This window comes from Streptomyces malachitofuscus (assembly GCF_055571035.1).
The window spans coordinates 48353-69781 of the sequence record NZ_JBVIGA010000036.1 but is presented as its reverse complement, the minus strand read 5'-3'; the positions used below and the strand labels follow the sequence as shown (position 1 = coordinate 69781).

The 21429-nt window shown below is 67.9% G+C and carries 19 protein-coding genes and 2 pseudogenes; 14 read left to right on the top strand and 7 right to left on the bottom strand.

The window, feature by feature from the left end:
- Nucleotides 1-581 precede the first annotated feature (581 nt).
- A complete protein-coding gene (locus tag ACZ44S_RS35950) occupies nt 582-860 on the top strand; it encodes a hypothetical protein (protein ID WP_466937010.1) in 279 nt (92 codons plus the stop codon).
- A gap of 92 nt (nt 861-952) precedes the next feature.
- Here the strand turns inward: ACZ44S_RS35950 and ACZ44S_RS35945 are convergent, their stop codons facing one another.
- Nucleotides 953-2551, bottom strand: a complete 1599-nt coding sequence (locus ACZ44S_RS35945) for a S1 family peptidase (RefSeq protein WP_466937008.1) — start codon at nt 2549-2551, stop codon at nt 953-955.
- Between the two features lie 309 nt (nt 2552-2860).
- Here ACZ44S_RS35945 and ACZ44S_RS35940 point away from each other — a divergent pair.
- Nucleotides 2861-3346, top strand: a pseudogene (locus ACZ44S_RS35940) (amidase family protein); the annotation flags it as partial.
- A gap of 672 nt (nt 3347-4018) precedes the next feature.
- Here ACZ44S_RS35940 and ACZ44S_RS35935 read toward each other — a convergent pair.
- From ACZ44S_RS35935 to ACZ44S_RS35925, 3 genes are all read right to left on the bottom strand, one after another.
- Nucleotides 4019-4219 (bottom strand): hypothetical protein, encoded by a 201-nt coding sequence (locus ACZ44S_RS35935; RefSeq protein ID WP_466937006.1) that lies wholly within the window; start codon nt 4217-4219, stop codon nt 4019-4021.
- A 270-nt stretch (nt 4220-4489) separates the two neighbouring features.
- Nucleotides 4490-5899, bottom strand: a complete 1410-nt coding sequence (locus tag ACZ44S_RS35930) for a serine hydrolase domain-containing protein (RefSeq protein WP_466937004.1) — start codon at nt 5897-5899, stop codon at nt 4490-4492.
- Between the two features lie 27 nt (nt 5900-5926).
- Complete coding sequence (locus ACZ44S_RS35925; RefSeq protein WP_466937002.1) at nt 5927-6634, bottom strand: GntR family transcriptional regulator; 708 nt, start codon at nt 6632-6634, stop codon at nt 5927-5929.
- Nucleotides 6635-6739: 105 nt separating this feature from the next.
- Here ACZ44S_RS35925 and ACZ44S_RS35920 point away from each other — a divergent pair, with 105 nt between their 5' ends.
- The 4 genes from ACZ44S_RS35920 to ACZ44S_RS35905 all read left to right on the top strand — a co-directional run bounded on the left by ACZ44S_RS35920 (nt 6740) and on the right by ACZ44S_RS35905 (nt 10100).
- Nucleotides 6740-8005 (top strand): MFS transporter, encoded by a 1266-nt coding sequence (locus ACZ44S_RS35920; protein WP_466937000.1) that lies wholly within the window; start codon nt 6740-6742, stop codon nt 8003-8005.
- 46 nt (nt 8006-8051) lie between these two features.
- Complete coding sequence (locus tag ACZ44S_RS35915; RefSeq protein ID WP_466936998.1) at nt 8052-9416, top strand: acyclic terpene utilization AtuA family protein; 1365 nt, start codon at nt 8052-8054, stop codon at nt 9414-9416.
- Between the two features lie 6 nt (nt 9417-9422).
- A complete protein-coding gene (locus tag ACZ44S_RS35910; RefSeq protein ID WP_466936996.1) occupies nt 9423-9731 on the top strand; it encodes a DUF4387 domain-containing protein in 309 nt (102 codons plus the stop codon).
- Nucleotides 9732-9923: 192 nt separating this feature from the next.
- Nucleotides 9924-10100 (top strand): hypothetical protein, encoded by a 177-nt coding sequence (locus ACZ44S_RS35905; RefSeq protein WP_466936994.1) that lies wholly within the window; start codon nt 9924-9926, stop codon nt 10098-10100.
- Nucleotides 10101-10290: 190 nt separating this feature from the next.
- Here ACZ44S_RS35905 and ACZ44S_RS35900 read toward each other — a convergent pair whose 3' ends face one another.
- A complete protein-coding gene (locus ACZ44S_RS35900) occupies nt 10291-11949 on the bottom strand; it encodes an ABC transporter substrate-binding protein (RefSeq protein ID WP_466936992.1) in 1659 nt (552 codons plus the stop codon).
- A 379-nt stretch (nt 11950-12328) separates the two neighbouring features.
- Here ACZ44S_RS35900 and ACZ44S_RS35895 point away from each other — a divergent pair.
- A pseudogene (locus ACZ44S_RS35895) lies at nt 12329-12562 on the top strand (DUF4158 domain-containing protein); the annotation flags it as partial.
- A gap of 353 nt (nt 12563-12915) precedes the next feature.
- Here the strand turns inward: ACZ44S_RS35895 and ACZ44S_RS35890 are convergent.
- Complete coding sequence (locus ACZ44S_RS35890) at nt 12916-13785, bottom strand: helix-turn-helix transcriptional regulator (RefSeq protein WP_466936990.1); 870 nt, start codon at nt 13783-13785, stop codon at nt 12916-12918.
- A gap of 208 nt (nt 13786-13993) precedes the next feature.
- Between ACZ44S_RS35890 and ACZ44S_RS35885 the strand changes: the two genes are divergently transcribed.
- The 7 genes from ACZ44S_RS35885 (at nt 13994) to ACZ44S_RS35855 (ending at nt 21021) form a co-directional block, all read left to right on the top strand.
- A complete protein-coding gene (locus ACZ44S_RS35885) occupies nt 13994-14692 on the top strand; it encodes a type 1 glutamine amidotransferase domain-containing protein (protein WP_466936988.1) in 699 nt (232 codons plus the stop codon).
- Nucleotides 14693-14814: 122 nt separating this feature from the next.
- Nucleotides 14815-16320 carry an NAD-dependent succinate-semialdehyde dehydrogenase gene (locus tag ACZ44S_RS35880; protein ID WP_466936986.1) on the top strand — a complete coding sequence of 502 codons (1506 nt, stop codon included), beginning with the start codon at nt 14815-14817 and terminating at the stop codon, nt 16318-16320.
- Nucleotides 16317-17726, top strand: a complete 1410-nt coding sequence (locus ACZ44S_RS35875; protein ID WP_466936984.1) for a lyase family protein — start codon at nt 16317-16319, stop codon at nt 17724-17726. Before ACZ44S_RS35880 ends, ACZ44S_RS35875 begins: the two co-directional genes overlap by 4 nt.
- A 496-nt stretch (nt 17727-18222) precedes the next feature.
- The gene (locus ACZ44S_RS35870; protein WP_466936982.1) at nt 18223-18954 is read left to right on the top strand and encodes a hypothetical protein; all 732 of its coding nucleotides are present in this window, start codon (nt 18223-18225) and stop codon (nt 18952-18954) included.
- Nucleotides 18948-19340: a tyrosine-type recombinase/integrase gene (locus tag ACZ44S_RS35865; RefSeq protein ID WP_466936980.1), complete on the top strand. Its 393-nt coding sequence runs from the start codon at nt 18948-18950 to the stop codon at nt 19338-19340. The genes ACZ44S_RS35870 and ACZ44S_RS35865 overlap by 7 nt, the downstream gene beginning before the upstream one ends.
- Nucleotides 19340-19666 (top strand): helix-turn-helix domain-containing protein, encoded by a 327-nt coding sequence (locus ACZ44S_RS35860; protein WP_466936978.1) that lies wholly within the window; start codon nt 19340-19342, stop codon nt 19664-19666. Before ACZ44S_RS35865 ends, ACZ44S_RS35860 begins: the two co-directional genes overlap by 1 nt.
- A gap of 383 nt (nt 19667-20049) precedes the next feature.
- Entirely contained in the window at nt 20050-21021 is a 972-nt protein-coding gene (locus tag ACZ44S_RS35855; protein WP_466936976.1) for a hypothetical protein, read from the top strand.
- Here the strand turns inward: ACZ44S_RS35855 and ACZ44S_RS35850 are convergent.
- Complete coding sequence (locus ACZ44S_RS35850; protein WP_466936974.1) at nt 20949-21428, bottom strand: NucA/NucB deoxyribonuclease domain-containing protein; 480 nt, start codon at nt 21426-21428, stop codon at nt 20949-20951. The two genes, ACZ44S_RS35855 and ACZ44S_RS35850, sit on opposite strands and share 73 nt — an antisense overlap.
- Between the last annotated feature and the right edge of the window lies 1 nt (nt 21429).

Below are 21429 nucleotides of genomic sequence, written 5' to 3'. Positions count from 1 at the left end.
CCACAGGTCCTGGAGGAGTACATCAGCCACAGCCGTTCATGATCGCGGTTGTGGTGACCCTCCGTGGCTCCAGCACTGAAAGTGATCCAGAACCACTTTTCAGCCGTCGCCGACAACGGACGACACCCCACCCACACCACCAGATCGAGTGGTGCGAGGCATCGGACCGCCCAGGCCCGATCCGGTAACCGAGAGAGCGAGGGAATCCGTCCCACGTACCCGGACACGGACACGACCCGATGGCGCGGGACGCGGCAGGAACGCGGTGGACCAGAACACCTGCGACCGTTCGGGGTGTTCGGCTGAGCACGTGCAATGCATGCTTGCACTTATGGGACGGTAAGCACGGCGACCTGAGATTGCCGACCTTCACCGCCCGGCCTGAGCAGCGATGTCGCCCCGCCGCAGACCGTTGAACTGTTGACGGCACGCTACCCGCGCCACATCCCAACGGTCAGGTCGAGCGCACCGTACCGGCTGTTTGGCTGGTCGTTTGGCGGCCTGGTCACCCACGCGCTGGGGACCCACTCGAATGCGAAGGGCACCACGTACCCCTACAGGCATGCCTGGATGTGTCGCCCGTGCCCGCGGAGACCGGTGCAGCGCAGCCTGACGACCGCGCTGGCACAACATGCGACGAAGCACTCGCGGAGGAGAGCGGCGCCACCGACCTGCCGAAGGAGACGCTTGCCTGGATCGCCGCCACCATCGAGCACAATGGGCGACTATGCGGCCGGTTCGGCGGCGACCTGCTGCTGTACACCGCTGGTCCGACCGCCCTGGGCAGACGCCTGGCCGCCGCACATCGGCGGCCAGATCACGACCCACAAGAACGCCACGACGCACCCTCCGCACGATGAGCCCCGAGGCGCTGACCCGAAGAGGCCCCGTCCTGGCGACCGCACTCGAGATGAGAGGGTCAGCGGACGGGGCACCCGCGTTCAGGGACCTTTTAGGACGGCTGCCCTACGCCAGACGTGTTGGCGGACGGCGAAGGTGTGGCACCGGTCAACGCGCATCCGGGGCGGGACAGGGCCACCCGTGAGCCCTTGGTCAGACAGGCGGCGATCATGTGGACCTGCTGGCCGTAGCTTCGACCCTTCATCGCGGTCACGGCTCCGTCCCGGCCGACCTCGCACGGGTTGTTGTCGGTGCACTGCTCGCCGTCGCGGTTGTGAGTGTTGTTTATGCCTACAACCGTGTTTTCATCGGACGCTAGCAGCGCCGTGCCGGAGTAACCGGGCCTGCTGGCGCAAGTGTCGCTGGGGGCGTAGCGCACCGCGCCGTCCTGCTGGTATCCGCCCTCCCGCAGGTGCGGCACCACGGCTTCCACCGTGCATAGCGGGCGGCTGACATTGTGGGCCATGAGCAGCCGGTCACCCTTGCGCATCGGGGTGGTGGACAACCGGAAGACCTTCGCGCCCTCCGCGGCCAACTGGGCGTAGGTCTTGTCCAGCCGGTACAGCGCGATGTCGGTGCCCGTCATCGTTGCATACACCAGCCGGGTCGCGCGGGCGGTGGTCTGGACGTAGCCGGCGCGGTCGTTGACGGTGACTGGGCCTTCCAGATCGGCGGGCCGGTCCACCACCGCCGTCCCCGGCGCGGGCCGCCCGCTCGGCACGCAGTGGCCATTGGTCAGCGCCAACGCCGGGTCGGTGGGGCGCGACGCGGCCGTGCGCACCACCGACCCCAGGCAGTAGCCCACCGTGGCCGAGCCTTCCACGTTCGGAATGGGGTCGAACGGCGGCACCTTGGTGCCGGTCAGGATGCCGTTGATCCAGTCGGCGTTCTTCGTAACATCGGTGTACATGTTGGGGAAGTCGGCACCCCTAGTGCCGGGACCGATGACCGTGCCGGCCAGTGCCCACTCGTCGCCCGCACGAACTAGGGCTGGTCCCCCGGAGTCCGTCACCCCCGGCCCGACAGGAGGATGGGCGCGACCGACGCACAACGGCAAGGTGTCGCCGACATCATCCCAGCACTTCTCGAGCGGCACGATTTCGGTGTCGGCTTCCCTCAGTTTGCCGGGGAAGCACTGAGGGTCGTCGAAGTCACCGCAGGCCTCCGAAGCCTGGCCCCAGCCGAGGATGCGGACGGGTGTGCCGGGGGCGGGCGTGGTCTCGGCCAGCCGCACGGGCTTGGCCCGCACCGGGTTGCGCAGGTGCAGCACTGCTATGTCCTCGCCGGGGGGATCGTACTTGTTGTGGCGCCGGTAGAACCGGTCGACCTCGACGACTTCGCCACCGCTGGTGGTGTCCAGCGACCCGACGCGGACCCTCCAGCCGCGGGGAACGCCTGCCTTTGCGCCGGTCGGGGTGTTGGCGCAGTGCCCCGCGGTCACCGCCCACTGCGGCGCGATGAGAACCGCCCCGCACCGGTGCCCGTCCGGGCGGGGAGCGTCGTACTGGAGCGAGACCATGAACGAATACCGCTGGCTGGACTCGGTGCCCCCGATGATGGCCTGCGCCGGTAGGGCGGTGGTCAGGCTCGCGGTCACCGCGCCCCCCGCCGTCAGGACGGCTGCCGCCCTTCGGCCCATCCACTTACGCATGTGCGGCTCCCCTTCGTCCACCGCCGGGCACGTGCTCGGGCGGGCATGTACGGAGGAACAGCACCGAGCCGTTCCGTCCGGCCCGATTTTGAACTCAGCGGGCCTCCGACCGTTCTCACCCGCGTACCAGGCGCGCTACGGCAACCGCTCAGTCGTGTATCTGCCCCGGCGTAACTCCTCGACCAGGCTGCACACATCACCGCCCAATCCGGCACTGAACGAGGATCACGATCCTTCCTCGGACGCGTCCACGTTCGGAGTGGCGGTGGGCCTCTGCGATCTCCCACGCTGGTCGACGGCCTGGCCGGCGCCGGCGCCTTCAGCCGTCCCATCGACTCATCGACCCTTGAGCCGGCGACCCTTGCCGGCTACCACTACGGTCAGCGGGTCGGTGGCACGCAGTTCCTCAGCGCTCTCGCGATGCGGAACCGGGTGGCCCGAAGCCTGGCGCGGTACTTCGACGAGTACGACATCCTCCTCACGCCGACCCTGCCGGAGCCTCCCCTGCTTCTGGGCACCCATACCGGGGGAACGGAGACACTGGACGGTCTCGGCTGGATCGAGCGCATCAATGACCTGTCGCCATTCACCATGCCGTTCAACGTGGCCGGCACGCCCGCCATGTCCGTACCCGTGACGGCCGACGCCGGGACGGGGCTCCCGGTCGGTATGCAGTTCGCCGCCGGATACGGCCTCGGTAGCCAACTCTTTCGCCTCGCCGGGCAACTCGAACAGGCAAGTCCGTGGTCAGGTCGAACCCCCACGGTATGGGCCGGGAACCACCCAGGCCGCTAAAGAACGCCCTGTCATCGCTACAGCGAGACATCGACGGATTCATGTCGGTCTCGGGACCGGAAACTATCGGCTCGACGCAAAAGTCCGCAGACCGGCCTGACCCTCTACCAGGTCCTCGACCTCCTCGAGGACCTGCTGAGGTGCTTTGCCGGTCCATGCACCACCTGCGGACGACCTCTACCCAACCCGCGAAGCCGCCGCGGAAAGCCCAGAACCTAACTGAAGCCAGATCCCGTTGTAGCCAGTTCGAGGCTACGAGCCGCATCGTGGGAGCCGGCTTGCGGCTCATGCCGAGCAGTCGAGCTCCCAGTCCGGCCGCAGATTCCGAACACCTGAACCGCCGACGGACTCTGCGGGATGTGCTGGTCCGGCAGCGGTGCCTTGTCGGACGTTGTCTGCCCTCCGGCTACCAGGTGCCGTCCCATGGGCGCATGCGAGAGCACCCGGAAGGGTGACCGCATCTCGGCCCGGCCCCTCAGCCACGGCGCGTGACCGCGGTGTGCGAGCCGCGCGTCGCTACAGCCTCCTGGCGGCGGTGATTGCGCGTGACCTTGCCCATGATCTGCTGGGTGACCTTCTTCCGCTTCGTGCTCACGGGCCCACCATCTGGCACTGCTGCCCTGCGGCACCGCTCCGGCGCATCCGTCCACTCACGCGGCAGATATAACCGCCTCATGCCCCCTCGGAGCGCAGCCTCAGGCCCTGGGAGGTATCCATGATCGTGTCCGCGGCATCGATCTCGCTGTCGGACTCCCCAAGCCACATGACGGCCCCGACGACGTCCTGAGGGCCGTCGCCGTCGAGGTCGTCGTTCGGCTGGGGCTCCCAGCCCGCGCTCCTGGCTGCCTTCAACACGGCCTGCCGGTCGTGCACGTGGAACTCCCTAGTACCTCTACCCGGATGAGAGAACCAGCCAGATCAGCCAGGCGTGCGTCGTTCGGGATACGCACGGCACGCGGGACCACGTCGGTGTCGTCCTCGTCCAAGTCGTCGTCAACGACATGGGCGATCTGCTCTCACTTCGGAAACCGCCCGCCGGGAGGCATGGGCCAGACACTCGCGAGGGCGTGTCGTGCGGCACTGCGGAGGGAAGCCTGAGCGGATCGGGCCTGTTCGGCGGTCCGGCCATGCTGAGTTACAGGATTACGCGGCCTGCCCGTTAAGGGTGGGTCGTGTCGTGGGGCCGGAGTTGACGTTGACGCTGCGGTCCAGGCGCACGGTGTCCGCGGTGAAGTCCAGGGTGACGGTGTCGCGGAACGGGGTTTCGATGAACTGCCAGGTCATGGTGAAGGTGGTGGGTGAGCTCCAGGTGCCGGCGGCAACGACGCGCTGGCTGGTCGGCTCGTAGCCGTGGTGCAGGGCGGCGCCGGGCATGGAGGTCGAGGATTCGATCCAGCGGTCGAGGCCGGCCTCGATGCGGTGTTCGCCGTGGGAGTCGACGAGGGTGAACAGGCACCGGTCGCCGGTGAAGTCTGCCGACACCGCCCGTACGTCGTCGTCGTTGGCTGCCATGGTGAACTGCCGTCCCGACACCGCGGCCTCGATGGCGGAGTGGCCGCCGACCGGCGGCGGCAGCAGCTCGTGCCGCCCGATGGCCGGTTCGCCGTCGCGGCCGTCGCCGGTCAGGGCCGGCAGGTGCTCGAACACGACGTCGGGCAGGTGGTCTCCGACGATGGACGCGGCGGAGCCGGTGACGGCCAGAGCGACCTGCTGGTCCGGGAAAATGAACGCATACTGGCCGAACGCACCGTAGGCGATATAGGCGCGCTGCTTCGGCGCCAGCCACCAGTGGTAGCCGTAGCCGTTGCCACGGCTGTCCGCGGTGGCGGCGTCGATCCAGCCAGGGTCAAGGAGCTGCCGGTCGGACCAGCGGCCGTGCTGCAGGTGCAGGACAGCTAGTTTGAGCAGGTCCTCGGTGGTGGCTGAGAGTCCGTTGCCGCCGGTGTTGATCCCGTCGGGGGTGGTGTCCCAGCGGAGGCCGGCCCACATCCCGAGGGGTTCGAACAGCCGTGGGCGAAGGTAATCGGCGAGGGTGTCGCCGGTGACCGCTGTGACGATGGCGGACAGCAGGAGGCTGGTGGCGCTGGAGTATGCAAAGTGGGTGCCGGGCCGGTGCTCCACCGGCAGGCGCAGGACTTCGTCGACCCAGCTGGTCTTCAGCCCGCGCCACGCGACGCCGGATACGCCGAAGCCGTGCCCGCTGGTTTGGGTGAGCAGATCCTCGACGGTCATCGCGGCCAGATTCTCACCCGGGTCCGGCGGGATGCGGTCGGCGATGAGGTCGACCACCCGGTCGGTGACAGCCAGGCGCCCCTCGCCGACCGCGAGGCCGACGGCGGTGGCGGTGAACGCCTTGGTCACCGAGTGCAGCGAATGCGGGAGTTCGGGCCGGTACGGCCACCAGAAGTGTTCGGCGGCGACCGCGCCGTCGCGGTACAGCAGCAGGCTGTGCAGTTCGTTGCCGACGTCGCGGGCGGCACGGACGAAGGCTGCGACCGCTGCGGGGTCGACGGCACCGGCCCGGGCGAGCCTGCGGCTTGTCTGCTCCGTCATGGCAGGTTTCCTATCGGTCGTCGGCCGTCATTCGCCGTGCGCCTGGAAGTAGTCGGCGGCGTCGACGATCTGGCGCCGGGCCAGCGTCTCCACCTGGTCGGCGTCCCGGGCGCGCAGGGCATCGAGCAGTTCACGGTGGCCGCGCAGCCGGCTCAGCCCGACCTCCGGCTTGTCGTCGTGCATCGCGCGCACGGCCCGGAGCCGGGCCGCCCACCCGAACACCGACACCGTGTCGACCACGCTCGCGATCACCGAGTTGCCAGCCGCCTCCAGGAGCAGGTCGTCGAAGCGACGCGCCAGCGCCAGCTGCTCCGCGGGGTCGGTACCCCCGGGATCCCGGGCAAGCTCGTCGACCAGCGCTTCCATGGTGTCGAGTGTCGCGTCGCTGATCTTCGCCGTGGCGATACGGGCGGCGGCCGCACGAATCACCGCCTCGGTGTACATCAGCTCCTTGAGCGCCTCCTCCGAATACGCCGAGACCCGCATGTGTCGCGTGGACACCCGCTCGACCAGCCGCTCCTGCTCCAGCCGGCGCAGCGCCTCGCGTACAGGTGTGGCGCTGATCCCCAGGCGCAGCGCCAGTCCGCGCTCGGTCACCTTCTCGCCGGGAGGCAGTCCTCCGGTCGCGATCTGCTCACGCAGCGCGCGATATGCGCGGTCGGCGAGCGATTCCGGCCGTTCCAACGCCTCCAGTTGCGGCTCCGCCGTCACGGGCAGCCCCTCCTGCTCCAGCACATCTGTTGATCCGGCACTGACTATACCACATAGCCTATTTGCTATAGCATTCCTGCGTCGCCGCAAGACCGAAGGGCACCGCAGCACACAAGCATGGGAGCCGCCGTGACATCGGGCACCGCAGCCGCACCGCCCCGGGCGCGGCTGAACCACAGTGTCGTTCTCTGCGTCGTCCTCGCCGTCTTCGCCCAGGAGTCGGTGTGGAATTTCTACGACGCCCAAGTCCCCGCCCAGCTACGGGATCACATTTCCTCGGCCGGCCTCATCGGCCTGCTGATGGGGCTGGACAACGTCTTCGGCGTCCTCGTCCAGCCCTGGATGGGCTTCCACGCCGACCGGCGCGCGCGCACCAAGCGCGGGCGGTGGCCCGTCATCGGCGTCGGCGCCGTGCTGTGCGCCGTACCGTTCGCCCTGATCCCCTGGGTGGACAGTCTCCCCGCGCTCATAGCCTGCATCGCCGCTTTCGCGCTGATAGCCAACGGCTTCAAAGGCACCACCGAGACCCTGGTCTCCGATTACGTCGCGCCCGCCGAACACGGCAAGGCCCAGGGGTTCGTCATGGCCGGCGTCAGCCTCACCGTAATCGTCTCCTCGCTGATCAGCCTGCTGGTGGTCGACCGCAGCGTCACCCTCGCCTTCACGATTCCGCCGCTGCTGATGCTGCTGCTGTTCGCGGCGGCTTGGGCGGGGCTGGGGCGGCGGCACACGCAGCGGGTCCTGCACCAAACGACTGAGGACGAGCAGGACTTCGGCTCCCCGTGGGATGTCGTCAAGGAGCTGATCCGGGACCCGTCCCGCACCCGGCTGCTGCTGATGCTCGGCATCTTCTGCTTCGCCGGCATGTGGAACGCGCTGCGCTCGCTGACCACGCCGTACGGGATGGAGGTGCTCGGCCTGACCCGGGGGGAGTCGGGCGGGCTTGCGCTGCCGGGTGCGATCGCGTTCCTGGTCGCGGTCGTTCCGATCGCGTACGTGTCGAGCCGCCTCGGTCAGGTGAAGGCGATCCGGTATGGGGTGGGGGTGTTCGTCGCCGGGCTGCTGATCGGCTTTGCCGTACCGGACCGGGCCATGACGATGGTGTCGATGACGGTCGCCACGCTCGGCTATGCCGTGTTCGCCGTCAACGCACTGGTGGCGCTGTGGCACCTGGCACCGAACAACCGGGTGCTGGGGACGTATACCGGTCTGTACACCGCCGCGTCGGCCTCCGCGATGGCGGCCGGGCCGGCACTGCTCGGGGTGGTGGTCGATGTGACCGGGTGGCGGTTCATGCTGCTTGACGCGGCGGTGTTCGGAACGCTGACTTTCGCCGTCTTCACGCGGCTGGCGAGGCGCTCGACGGGGCGGGCGACGGAGCCGGCGGTGCCGTGAGCCGTGTCCTCCCGTAGTCCTGTGATCCCTTAGGAGAAAGAACCTTATGGAAGAGCTACGCATCCTCGCCCCCACCGGCGTGCTGGGCGCCGGCTTCGACGCCGAGGCATTTCAGCGCGGCGTCGACGCCCGGCCGCATGTGATCGCGTGTGACGCCGGGTCCACCGACTCCGGTCCTGCCGCGCTGGGTTCCGGAAACCCCAAGCTGTCTGAGCACGCTGTCGCGCGCGATCTGCGGCTGCTGCTGTCGGCACGTGCCGCAGTGGGTGCGCCGCTGATCATCGGTTCCTGCGGTACGTCCGGGCGCAACAGCGGGGTGGACTGGGTGGCCGGAATCGCGCGCCGTATCGCTGCCGAGGAAGGGCTGCGCTTCAAGCTCGGGCTGATCTACGCCGACCAGCCGCCGAACCGGCTGCAGCGTCTGTACGACGCGGGCCGCGTGCAGCCGCTCCAGCACGCTCCCACGATCGACCGCGAGCTCTTCGAACACGGCCCCACCGTCGCCATGATGGGCGCCGAACCCATCCAGGACGCGCTGCGCGACGGCTGCGATGTCGTCCTCGCCGGCCGCGCCAGCGACACCGCGCTCTTCGCCGCCGTGCCGGGGCTGCGCGGGGCGGACCCGGGGCTGACCTGGCATCTGGCGAAGACCATCGAGTGCGGGGCCGCCTGCGCGATACCCCCGTCCGCGAACGGGCTGCTCGCATTTCTGCGCGACGACCACTTCGACGTCATGACTCTCGCGGCAGGCTCGCGACTCACGCCGCGCTCGGTGGCGGCCCACACGCTGTACGAGAACGCCGATCCGTACCGCATCGTCGAACCCTCCGGTGTCCTGGACACCAGCGCGGCCACGTACGAGGCGGTGGACGGGCAAACGGTACGGGTGCGCGGCGCGCGCTTTGACGCGGCCGACGGCTACACCAACAAGCTGGAGGGCGCCGAACTCGTCGGCTATCAGACCGTCGTCATCGGCGGAGTCCGCGACCGCGTGGTCATAGACGCCCTGCCGAAGCTGCTGCCGATGGCAAGGGAGCACTTCGACGCCAAGATCCGCGAGGTGTTCGCCGGCGAGGTCGACCCGGCGGACGTGGACATCGATTACCGCCTCTACGGCGCCGGCGCGGTGCTGGCAGGCACCGAGCCGGACGACCTGACCCCACGCGAACTGGGCGTCCTGATCACGGTCACGGCCCCCGACCAGGCCACTGCGCACGCGATCGCCACCTTCGTGGCGCACGCCAGCAGCCACCTGCCCATCGCCGAATACGACGGACTGGTATCCACCCTCGCGTATCCGTTCTCACCCCCCGAGATCGACCGCGGCCCCCTCTACCGCTTCACCCTCAACCACGTCGTCACGGACGTCACCCCGACCGAGCTGTTCCGCACCACGACCGAGGACGTGTGACACCCGATGGCCACCTTGCTCGACTACTGCTCCCTGGTCCGCTCGAAGAACGCCGGGCCCTTCACCCTGACCTTCGACTTCATGTGCCATGACGAAGCGTCGTACGACGCGTTGACGGCCACCGGCTTCCTGAGCTCCGCCCTCTTCGCCTCGCTGTACGGCACCGCCCCTGAAGACGTACAGGTGGTCGCCCACCCACTGGCCCTGGCCGTAAAGGTCTCCCTCCCCCGCCCGGCCGTCCAGGGCGACTTGCACGACCCGGACTGCTACGCGGGCCAGCAGTACGCACCCCTGATGGACATGCGGCTGCCTTGAAGCTTCGCCACCTTCGCACGTAGTGGTCGTCGCTGCTCAGTGCTGTGCTCCTACGCACGGGAGTCGTGTAACGGCTGTTCGGTAGGGGCTTCGTGTTGGAGTTGGAGACGATCGCTGCTCGCCGCGTGGAGCTGGCCGAGGTGGAGACCGAGCGCGAGAAACTGGCGGTCGTCGATCGGGTCCTGTCGCCGGTTGTACGAACAGGAGGCGCAGACTGGCGCCGGGGCGGCGCGGCCGGTGCAGGTCGCCGACCGGTCGGTGCCGGAGGTGCCGCACCGCACCGAGGTGCCGGATGCGTCCGCGCTACCCGGCGGCTACCAGCGGATGCTGAGCATCGTGCAGGCCGCGGGGCGGGCCGGTGATGGTTGAGGATGCCGAGGCCGGGCTGGGGATGGAGTCTCGGTGCCAACTGGTCATCGTCAGTTATCGCTGCAGGCCCAGGCTGCTGCACGGCGCAAGCATAGGGTCTGTTGATGACCTCCGCCCCAGCCTCCGCCGACAGCAGGTTGTCCGCCTCGCTTGCACCCAACCGAGCGTCGCGGCGCAGCTTTTGGACGCTTCACCCGGAAGGAAGGCCCCGTCGCAGCTCCCACAGTTGGAGTTCCGAGGAACTGTTGACGGCCCGTTCCACTCCCGTGACATAATCCTGTGCCGCTACGAATTGCACTCCCTGCCAGAGAGGGATGAACCAGACGTCATCGGCAACTGAGTCCTGGATGGCCTCTATATCTTCGACAGCGTCAGACCGGTTACTTTCCCGCTGTTCTCTGGGGAGCAACACATTGCGCACTCGCGGGCTGGGTTCATTCTCGAAGCCGTTACGCCTACCAAGGAATGGTGAGATAAATCCGTCAGCATCCGAATAGTCCGGGAACCACCCCATCCCGTAAACCGCATAGTCTTTCCCCAATCGCTCGTTCCCGAATCGCGACCATTCAGTACCCTTAATGTCGACGTCGAACAATCCGGATGCGTTGAGCTGACGCTTTATTTCATTGAACTCCTCTTTCGTGATCGAGCCGTAATGGTCGCTCGTGTAGTTCAGAGTGAGACGCACCGGCGTCTTCACCCCATCGTCGGACAGCAACTTCCTCGCCTTCTCGACATCCGGCTCGCCATATTTATTGAAGAATGAGTTCACATGCCCGAACATGTAAGCCGGAATTATGGAGTACAGCTCCTTCCCCGTATCGGGATAGACATTCTGCACTATACTTGATCGATCGATCAACTGCGCCAATGCCTGTCGGATGGATTTCCTGGAAACAGTCGGGTTCTTGGAATTTAGCACGAGATATCGGATTTCAAGGCTGGGTGACTCGTGAAGCTCAATGGTGTCGTCATCCAGCCACTTAAGATCGCGCACTTGAGTAGAGGTGAAGCTGCGGGTGACCATATCGATCTTGGAATTCTTGAGAGCCTTGCTCATGTCTTCGGAACTGCTGAAAAGTTGCAGGTCAATTCCGGCATTCTGGACGGAAAGCGAACCCTTGTAGTTCGGGTTCTTGTCGAACGTCACCGACTTGCCACGGTTTCCCTCTGAATTCACCTTCATGGTGTACGGGCCCGTTCCGTCGACCGCAAAACCCTTGCGCAGCGCGGATGACGGATAATGTCTGTCACTTACGATACTGGCAACGGGCGTGGACAGCTTATAGGGGAATGTGGCATCGGGCCTCTTAAGGTGAAATACAACGCGCCGGTCATCACGCGCTTCCACCGTCGACACATTTTCCAGCAGACCAAAGGGGCCTCCGGAGTACTCGATTCGCAGCACACGCTCTATGGAATACTTGACGTCCTCAGACGTGACTGGTGCACCGTCAGAGAATTGAAGACCATCGCGGAGTGTGCAGGAGAACTCAGTTTCTTCTCCGCCAGTGAAATGGCACTCTTCCGCTGCCTCAGGCATAGGCCTACCACCGGCCATCGGTGGCGGCCGCAGCAAAGTCTGGAAAACGTTGCGCATGATGTTCCATGCGCCGATATCGTAGGCGGCCGCAGGGTCTAGCGGGGACGGGGAATCCGCACTATATGCAAGCTGGTCCGTGGTGCCCAACGTGAGGCGATTCTCATCACTCCCAATGATTCCGCAACCCGTAACCATGGAAACTGTAATGATACTTACAGAGAGGGCTGCTACATATTTACTGTTCACTGTTGCATGATCCTTCGAGGGCGGAATCTCGTGACGACGTGGCGCCGTCGAGCGCTGCACCCGAGCCGCTCCGTCACCTACTGCCATCGGGCAGAGGCGACGGCAACAGGCGCGCAGTAGCTGGAACGTTCAGCAGGGCCGTTCGGTTCAGGTTGATTCCCGCACATAGGCGTGTGAGGCTTGGCAGCGGGAAGCTGGTGGAACGTCAGGGCTGCGCTCGCCGTCGCCTCGACCGCGTCTCGGCTGGCGGGTTCAGCTCCTCACTGTCGTCGCTACGCCGCGTCGGGCGAGCGTTTCAACTGCCCGCTGGTCTACGAGCCCGGCAGCGACCTGAACGCCGCCCCGCTGTGCCCAAAGCTGTCTGAGTCCCTCACGCCTTGCTCTCTCCACGACCCGAGAGCGGGTGCCGTTAACGAACGTGTCATAAGCCCCAAACGAGATGTGGATCTTTGATGGAGAGGGCAGTGTGACCTGGCTCTCTCCGGCACGATCTGCGGCCATGAGTCGGCAGCCGGTGGGGATGGACGAGCTGGTCGAGCACTGGACGGTGCTCGATGACGAGATGGAGCTTGTGGCGGGTAAGCGGGGCGGGACGCGGCTAGGGTTCGCGCTGCTGCTGAAGTACTACACCCGGCACGGCCGGTTCCCGCGGGGTCGGGTGGACTTCCCGGACGAGGCGGTCTCCTTCGTGGCCCGGCAGATGAAGGTGCCGGGCAAGGAGTTCGTGTCCCAGACGAAGATGTCGCCCGCGTCTCCCCGCTCCAGCACGCCAACCTCAACGTGTTCGGCCGCTAAGCTTCACGGCCTCCACCCCGGCATCCGGCGCCCTGCGCCCGCTGTGCGACCCGGACGCGCCGGAGCTGGACGAGGACGACGGCGGACAAAACTGGGAGTAGCCGGCCAGGGCGGTGACGAACGTGCGGGGCCTCGCCTTGTCAGCCGCCTCGCGGCCGGCGCGCGAGCGCAGGTCACAGCACTCGTTCAGATGCCAGTGACGTAACGCTGGGTGACCGAGGCTCGCGGGGTTCAGGACTCGCTGCGAGAGACGGTGGGCGTGAGCGTCCAGGAGGTGAGGAGGTCGAGTGCACGGCGGGATGGGGAGCCCGCTTCGGTGTTGTAGAGGAAGACAGCTGTCTCAGTGTCTCCGGGGAGGGCGAACGTCTCGTACTGCACGGTCAGCTCGCCGACGAGCGGGTGGAGCAGTCGCTTGGATCCGTGGGTGCGCTGGTGGACGCGGTGCTGCTGCCACCAGCGGTCGAACTCTGCGCTGTTTTCCCTCAGCTCGATGACGAGGTCCTGGATGGATTGGTCGTCGGGGGTACGGCCGACGTCGAGGCGGAGGTTTTCCACGGCTGCGCGGGCTTGGATGTCCCAGTCGACGAAGAGGGTGCGGGCTTCCGGGTGGAGGAGGAGCCACCGTGTGTAGTTGCGTTGAGCCGGCGGCAGGGCGTCGAAGTCGGTGAACAGCGCCTTGGCCAGCCTGTTGATGCCGAGGACGTCTCCCCGGCGTCCCAGGGCCAGGGTGGGGGTGCCCTCCATGGAGTCCAGCAGTTGGTGGAGGCCGGAGCGCAGGCGTTGGACGGTTGGCGGACGTCGGCGTCGGGGCGCCGCAGTGGTGGTGCCGATGAGGTCGTTGAGGTGGGCACGGCCGGCGGCGTCGAGTTCCAGTGCCTGGGCCAGTGCTTCGACCACTGCGGGTGAGGGCGTGATGTGGCGTCCCTGTTCGAGGCGCGCGTAGTAGTCGGCGGAGACTCCGGCCAGTCGTGCCACCTCCTCACGTCGCAGGCCGGGTACGCGGCGTACGCGGGTGTCCGGCGGCAGTCCCGCGCGCGCTGGATCGCATTGGGCACGGGCCCGGCGCAGGAAATCGGCGAGTTCGCGGTTCAAGGTGGCCATGGATCCAGTGTGGCCGAATCGCCGCGGCCACGGTCGCCTCAACAGGGACTGTCAGTCCTAGGCAGAGCGGACTCAGGAAGGTCAGGGCCGATGATGGCCGCCTTCGGGCGGCCGGGGCGGCCGACAGTGGAAGGGCCGACGGATCAGCCGATCCGACAGCCCGGTCCAACAGGTGACCGGCTGACACCGAGAAGCCGAGGAAACAGTCATGAGTCGCATTCTGATCGTCATGTCCGGTACCGACGTGTGGGAGCGCACCGACGGCTCGAAGTACCCGACGGGCTACTGGGCGGAGGAACTCGCCGCGCCGCACGAGGCATTCGTCCGCGCCGGCCACACCGTCGACTTCGCCTCCCCCGGGGGTGTGCTGCAGCCTCTGGACCAGCACAGCGCCGACCCGGCGATCGCCGGTGAGGACTGTGCCCGGCACGTGGCCCACGCGCAGAAGGCGCTCAGCGACTTCGGACCGCTGCTGAAGCTGGAGGAGGTCTCAGCCTCCGACTACGACGCCGTGGTGCTGCCGGGCGGGCACGGCCCCGTGGTCGACCTCTTCCAGGACGCGAACCTGGGCCGACTGCTGATCGAGGCCGACCGCGCCGGCAAGATCGTCGGCGCGGTCTGCCACGGTCCGGCCGCACTGCTGTCCGCGGTCGACGAGCAGGGCAAGTGGATCTTCGCCGGTCGGCGGATGGCCGCGTTCACCGACGAGGAGGAGCGCCTGTTCGGCACCGCCGACAACGCTCCGTGGCTGCTGGCGAGCCGTCTGCGCGAGAGGGGCGCCCGGCACGAGCAGGGCGACCCCTACCAGGCCTTCACCATCCGGGACGCCAACCTCTTCACCGGCCAGAACCCGGCTTCCAGTGCCCCGATGGCCGAAGCGATCAACGCCGCGCTGGCAGCGGGCTGACCCGACCCCTCGCCCCGGGCCGCCGCCGCACACCCCTCCAGGCAGCGGCGGCCCGGGCCGCACCTCTTGCTTTCCCTCCTTCGACTGGCCGTCCCTCCTTCGACGACGGGTGAGAAACCACCATGACGGACCACACGCCACGCCCCTTTGACGTTGATGCACTGCCGCGGGGGCTGCTGATCGGCGGAAGGTGGCTGCCCGCGACCGGCGGCGCCACGTTCCCCGTGGAGAACCCCGCGACGGGCGAACCGGTGGCCCGGGTCGCCGATGCCGGCACCACGGACGCACTCGACGCCCTCGGCGCGGCTGCCGGAGCGCAGTCGCAGTGGGCCGCGACCTCGCCGGGACAACGCAGCCGCATTCTGCGCCGCACCCACGACCTGCTGCTGGAGCGCCGTGAGGACTTCGCGGGGCTCATCACACTGGAGATGGGCAAGTCCCTCGCCGAGGCCCGTGCGGAAGTCGATTACGCGGCCGGATATCTGCGCTGGTTCGCCGAAGAAGCCGTCCGCATCGACGGGACCTGGAAAGTCAGCGAGGACGCGACGGCACGGGTTCTGGTCATGCGTCAGCCCGTCGGACCGTGCCTGCTGATCACGCCCTGGAACGCGCCTCTGGCGATGCCTGCCCGCAAGATCGCCCCCGCAGTGGCCGCCGGCTGCACGATGGTCCTCAAACCCGCCCCGCAGACCCCGCTCACCAGCATCGCACTGGCCACAGTCCTGATCGAGGCCGGCCTGCCCGCCGGCGTCCTGAACCTCCTTCCCACCACCGGCGCCGCCGCGGTGGCCGAGACACTGATGAAGGATCCGCGGCTGCGCAAGATCTCCTTCACCGGCTCCACCGCGGTCGGCCGGCTGCTGCTGGCCCAGGCATCCGCCAACGTACTGCGCACCTCGATGGAGCTGGGCGGCAACGCCCCGTTCATCGTGTGCGCCGACGCCGATGTGGAAGCGGCGGTGGACGGCGCCATGACCGCGAAGCTGCGCAACATCGGCGAAGCGTGCATCGCGGCGAACCGCTTCCTCGTTCACGCCGATGTCACGCGGGAATTCACCGAGCGTCTCGTGGACCGGATGCGCGGCCTGACCCTCGGCAGCGGAACGGAACCCGGTACCGACCTCGGCCCGCTGATCGACCGCACCCAGCGCGACCGTGTCGCCCGGCTGGTGGAGGAGACCGTCGCCGGCGGCGCGCGGCTGCACACCGGCGGCAGCACTCCCGACCTGCCCGGCTACTTCTATCCGCCCACCGTGCTCACCGACATCCCCGACGGCGCACGCATCAGCCGCGAGGAGATCTTCGGCCCCGTCGCCGCCATCCGGACCTTCTCCAGCGACGACGAGGCACTCGCGCTGGCCAACGCCACCGAGTTCGGCCTGGTCGCCTACCTCTACACCCGCGATCTCGGCCGAGCACTGCGGATGAGCGAACAGATCGAGAGCGGCATGCTCGGCCTCAACCGCGGCTACGTCTCCGACCCCGGGGCACCCTTCGGCGGCATCAAGCATTCAGGTGCCGGCCGCGAGGGCGGCAACTCCGGCATCGACGAATACCTGGAGCAGAAGTACGTCGCCATCGACACTCCCGCCGACGCCGGTACCCGCGCCCCCCAGGACCGGTCATGAACCCGCCTGTCCCGCCGTCGGAACCCTTCTCCCTGACCAGCCGACTCGCGGCGGACCCCGAGCAGCGTGCCCTCTTTTGCGAGGACGCGGCCCTCAACGGCTGGCTCGCCGCCGAACGCGCTCTCGCCCGGGCCCAGGCCGAAACCGGAGTGCTCACCCACGCGGAGGCCGACGCCATCCGCGACGCGGCACAGCTGCACCACATCGACCGCGAAGAGCTGTGGCGCACTGCCCGCACCGTCGGCTACCCCATCCTGGGCCTGGTCCGGCAGATCAGCCGCCGGCTCCCGCCGGGACCCGACGGTCGGGTGCACTACGGCGCCACCACGCAGGACATCATGGACACCGGTCTCGTCCTGCAGATGGTCCGCTCCCTGGCCGCTCTCGAACGCCGGATCGCCGAACTCGGCGATGTCCTCGCGGACCGTGTCACCGAGCACGCCTCCACCGTGATGGCGGCCCGCACCCACGGCCAACAGGCCGTACCCACCACGTTCGGCGCCACCCTGGCCACCCTCCTGGCCCAGTTCACCCGCCACCGGCAGCGCCTGGCCGAGGCCGCACCGCGCATCGGCGTGATCTCCCTGTCCGGAGCCGGCGGCACCGCAGCCGCATTCGGTCCCCACGCGGCAGCCGTCAGAAGCGGCATGGCCCGTCTGCTCGACCTGCACGACACCGCGACCCCCTGGCACGTGGCCCGCGACGGAGTCGCCGAGTTCGGCTGGCTGTGCTCCTTGCTCACCGCGACCTGCGCGCGCCTGGCCCGCAACATCGTCGACCTCTCCCGGACCGAGATCGCCGAGGTGTTCGAGCCCTACAGCGACCACCGCGGCGCCTCCTCGACCATGCCGCAGAAAGTCAACCCGATCACCTCTGAAAGCATCATCGGACTGAGCGGCACCGCCGGCGCCCTCACCTCCGCACTGCTCCGCGCCCAGGAAGCGGGCCATGAGCGCGCCGCCGGCGAATGGCACACCGAATGGCGCGTCCTGCCCGAACTCGCCGTAACCGCCGGGACGGCCCTCACAGAAACGATCGTCCTCCTGCGCGGGCTCCGGGTCGACGCCCGCCGCATGCGCGCCAATCTCGACAGCGACGGCGGCCTCGTCATGGCGGAATCACACATGATCACCCTGGCCGGACCCGTCGGCCGCGAACGCGCCCACGACCTTGTCCACGAAGCCGCAACCCGTACCCGTACCACCGGCACACACCTCACGCTGACACTGCGCGACGTCCTGACCGAACACCACCTCGACACACTCCTGCCCGGCCTTCCCACCCAGCCGGAGAACTACCTCGGACAGGCACACCGGACCGCCGAAACCACCACCCGCCTCTGGCGCACCCAAACCGCATCGCTCCCCGAACCGCCCACCCCCCTCGCTCACCTCGTCGCCAACTGATCGCCCCGTCGTACAGCCCCACGGCCGCCTCGCCCTGCGCATCCACGACGGCGCGGCCAGGGCTACGCCCTGCGCGTCAGCGCCGTCCCCGCCGTGCGCCGAGGGCTCCTCGCCCGGTGCCAGCTCCTCGACGGCGGCCAGGGCACCCCGACCGTCCCGGCCCAGCGCAAAGCCCGCCGCGAGTACGAGATCCGCGTCAACGCCCTTCAGGCTGCAACAGCCGGACCATGATCAGTCTCAGCGCCAACCGCTGTACCGATGTTTACCGACGCCAATTGCATCGGATGCGAATAGGCGACACCCGTCCTGGAGATTGGCCCACGACCGCATGGAAGTGGTCTCACCAGGGACGCTGACCTCGGAACCACGGTAGCGGTCTCCTCGGCGGACGCCTGCGAGTCTCACTCCATCGAGCGATTGAACTGCGAAGACGCCCCCCGGTCGCATCTGATGCGAAATTCTCGCGTCAGATGCGATAGACGGAGAGTGATGACGGATGGGTGGAGACGGCCTTGTTCCAGGGGCTGCTCGGCTGCACCTGATCGACGGGCTGCCGCTGCTGCGGCCGGACGAGCAGGTCTTCGAGGCGATGATCAAAGGCTGGCGCAACCAACAGCTCGCCCGGAACCTCTCGCCGGGATACGTCGGTGACCAGGAACGCACGGTCCGGGCCTTCACCCGGCATGCCGACGCGATGCCGTGGCAGTGGACGCCGCAGCACGTCGACGAGTGGTCGGCCGATCTGCGGGCCGTGCACGGCTGCGTCCGCTCCACCCTGCGCAACTACCAGGGCTCCGTACGCCAGTTCTGCGACTTCCTGACCAACCCGGCCTACGGCTGGACAGACGAGTGCCTGCGGCACTTCGGCACCCACCCGGTCCAGGTGGTCTACGACTGGAACGCTGCAACGCACGCCGACGAGGCCGAAGGCGAGCCGGAACGACGGGCCTTCACCCGGCCCGAGCTGGAGGCGTTCTTCGACCATGCCGACGAGGAGGTGGTGCGCGTTCGCGGCAAGAGCCGCAAGGGCTGGTTGCCGGCCTTCCGCGATGCCGTCCTGTTCAAGGTTGCGTACGCCTACGGCCTGCGACGCAACGAGACCCGGATGCTGGATCTCACCGACTTCGGCCGCACTCCGGAGGGCCGGGAGTTCGGTGAGTACGGCACCCTGCGGTCCGCTACGGCAAGGCCAAGAAGGGCTCACCGCCCAAGCGTCGCAGCGTGCTGACCGTCTGGCACTGGACACCCGGCACGATCGAGGAGTGGATTAGCGAGGTCCGGCCCGGGATGCGGCATTCGACCAGCAGAGCCCTCTGGCCGTCCGAGAGAGGCCCGCGAATCGGGCTCCAGCGGCTGGACTCCCGCTTCGCCGCCTACCGGGATGCCGCCGGCCTGGACCCCGCGCTGGAGTTCCACTCGCTGCGCAGGTCCTACATCACCCACCTGATCGAGGACGGCCACGACCCCCTGTTCGTCCAACAGCAGGTCGGCCACGACCACGCTTCCACTACCGCGATCTACACCTGCGTCTCCTCCGACTTCCGCACCCGCTCCCTGCGTCGCGTCCTGGACGCCGCCATCGAGGCCGCTCTACGGCCGGGAAGGACCTCCTGATGCCATGCCAGATCAGCTACCGGTGGCGCCTGCGCGAGCTGATGGCCGCCCGCGGCATGTTCACCGTCGCCGAGCTCATGCCGCACCTGACCGAACGCGGCATCACCCTGTCCTCCTCCCAGGTCCACCGCCTGGTCTCCGGCACCCCGGAACGGCTGTCCCTGCCGGTGCTGGCCACCCTCTGCGACATCCTCGACTGCACGCCCACCGACCTGATCGCCACCTCGGCCCAGAACCTCCCAGCCCGCCGCGCCGCCGGCGAAGAGGCACCGATCAACCTCGCCGCCCGCCGACCCACGCGGGTCCGGCTGACTCCCGAGAGCTGAGCGATGACACCGGAAGAGTACGAGCGTTGGCATGTCCGAAACTGTGCACGCTGCGGCCGTCGGGCGGCGAAGTCGGCGGAATGGTCGGACGGCCCAATTTGCCGGACCTGCTATGACCGCGCGATGCGCGTCCGCGGCTCCTGCCCCAACTGCCGAACCGACCGGCTACTACCCGGTCTAACACCGCCGACAATTCAATCTGCCGCGACTGCGCGGGCATCACCCGCGACTTCTTCTGCGACCGTTGCGGCTTCGAAGGGCTCCTACTCGGCGGGCGTCTCTGCGAACGCTGCACTCTCGCCGACGCCCTCGCCCGCCTCCTCGACGACGGCACCGGGCACGTCGCGCTTCCGCTGCAACCACTGGTCACCGCCCTGCTGAAGATGGACCGGCCCAAGAGTCGCCTGATCTGGCTCCGCGACCCCAACGTCGTCCGCCTCCTACGGGGCCTGACCACAGGCACCATCCCGCTCACCCACGACGGACTACACCAGGAAACCCCCTGGCGAACCGTCGCCCACCTGCGTGACCTGCTGATGGACAGCGGCGTCCTGCCGCGCGTCGACCGACAGCTCATGCTCTATCAGCGCTGGCTGACCGAACGACTCGCCGTCATTGAGGACCCCGAACACTGTCGACTTCTTCAGCACTTCGCCACCTGGCACCAGATGCGGCGCCTGCGGAGCAAGGCCGAGAAGGGGCCTCTGGGACGCTCCCAGACCGGCCAGGCGAAACAGGAGATCGCCCAGGCAGGCGCCCTCCTCGTCTGGCTCGCCGACCGAGGCCGCGCCCTCGAACACTGCCAGCAGGCCGACCTCGACGCCTGGCACACCGCGAAGCTGGCCACCCGGCGCCCGGCCCAGACGTTCCTGCGCTGGTACATGAAGACGAGCCGGATGCCCCGCCTCGCCCTACCCACCCAGGTCATCAACCAGGACCAAGCGCCGCTGCACCAGCACCACCGACTCGCCATTCTCCGGCGGACCCGCAACGACGACTCCCTGTCCCTGCGGGCCCGGGTCGCCGCCGCGCTCGTTCTCCTCTACGCGCAACCCGTCACCCGCATCGTCCGCCTCACTGTCCACGACGTCATCGACGACGGGGCCACCGTCACCATCCGGCTGGGAGACCCGCCCTCCCCGCTTCCAGAGCCCGTCGCTGACCTCATGCGGGCATACCTCCAGTCCCGCCAGCACCTGCCCTACGCCAGCAGCAGAAGCTCACAGTGGCCTTTCCCAGGCCGCCAGCCCGGACAGCCTATGAATCCGGTCAGCCTTGGTTGTTACTGCCCAGCTTGCCACCAGCCGCTGAGTTCTGAGTCGATGGAACGTGGCCGCGAATACACGGTTCGTTGAGGGTGACCGCAGGCGCGTTGAGATCCTGGTAGAACTTCCAGACGCCGTTCTCCAAACTGCGGAATGACGTCCGCGCACAGGCCGCCGTTCGTGCCTCCCTGGTACGACCCGGCGAAGGGGTATTCGTCGCAGGCGTCGTCGGGCACGGTGGCCGGAAGCGCCACGAAGGGCCTTGAGGCGCCCGCCCCACACGTGTTCGTGCGGTTCGCCTTCTGTGTGCTCTCGTCGGCTGGCCGCTGGAGGGGACTGTCGTCGGCTCCCCAGTGGTCGATGAGGTTTAACTGGGCCCAGCCATAGGTGGTTGCCGCGACGCCGCTCCCCGGTGGGTGCGGAGCGCAGATCGGCAACGCTGCGGGATGACTGCTGGAAGAGGAACCGTCCCGCCAGCGTGAGGAGCAGCCTCTCATG

Coding starts and splice junctions, on each gene's coding strand:
- ACZ44S_RS35945 (WP_466937008.1), bottom strand. CDS start 2,551: ATGCGTAAGTGGATGGGCCGAAGGGCGGCAGCCGTCCTGACGGCGGGG.
- ACZ44S_RS35930 (WP_466937004.1), bottom strand. CDS start 5,899: ATGACGGAGCAGACAAGCCGCAGGCTCGCCCGGGCCGGTGCCGTCGAC.
- ACZ44S_RS35915 (WP_466936998.1), top strand. CDS start 8,052: ATGGAAGAGCTACGCATCCTCGCCCCCACCGGCGTGCTGGGCGCCGGC.
- ACZ44S_RS35910 (WP_466936996.1), top strand. CDS start 9,423: ATGGCCACCTTGCTCGACTACTGCTCCCTGGTCCGCTCGAAGAACGCC.
- ACZ44S_RS35890 (WP_466936990.1), bottom strand. CDS start 13,785: ATGGCCACCTTGAACCGCGAACTCGCCGATTTCCTGCGCCGGGCCCGT.
- ACZ44S_RS35885 (WP_466936988.1), top strand. CDS start 13,994: ATGAGTCGCATTCTGATCGTCATGTCCGGTACCGACGTGTGGGAGCGC.
- ACZ44S_RS35880 (WP_466936986.1), top strand. CDS start 14,815: ATGACGGACCACACGCCACGCCCCTTTGACGTTGATGCACTGCCGCGG.
- ACZ44S_RS35875 (WP_466936984.1), top strand. CDS start 16,317: ATGAACCCGCCTGTCCCGCCGTCGGAACCCTTCTCCCTGACCAGCCGA.
- ACZ44S_RS35870 (WP_466936982.1), top strand. CDS start 18,223: ATGGGTGGAGACGGCCTTGTTCCAGGGGCTGCTCGGCTGCACCTGATC.
- ACZ44S_RS35860 (WP_466936978.1), top strand. CDS start 19,340: ATGCCATGCCAGATCAGCTACCGGTGGCGCCTGCGCGAGCTGATGGCC.
- ACZ44S_RS35855 (WP_466936976.1), top strand. CDS start 20,050: ATGGACCGGCCCAAGAGTCGCCTGATCTGGCTCCGCGACCCCAACGTC.
- ACZ44S_RS35850 (WP_466936974.1), bottom strand. CDS start 21,428: ATGAGAGGCTGCTCCTCACGCTGGCGGGACGGTTCCTCTTCCAGCAGT.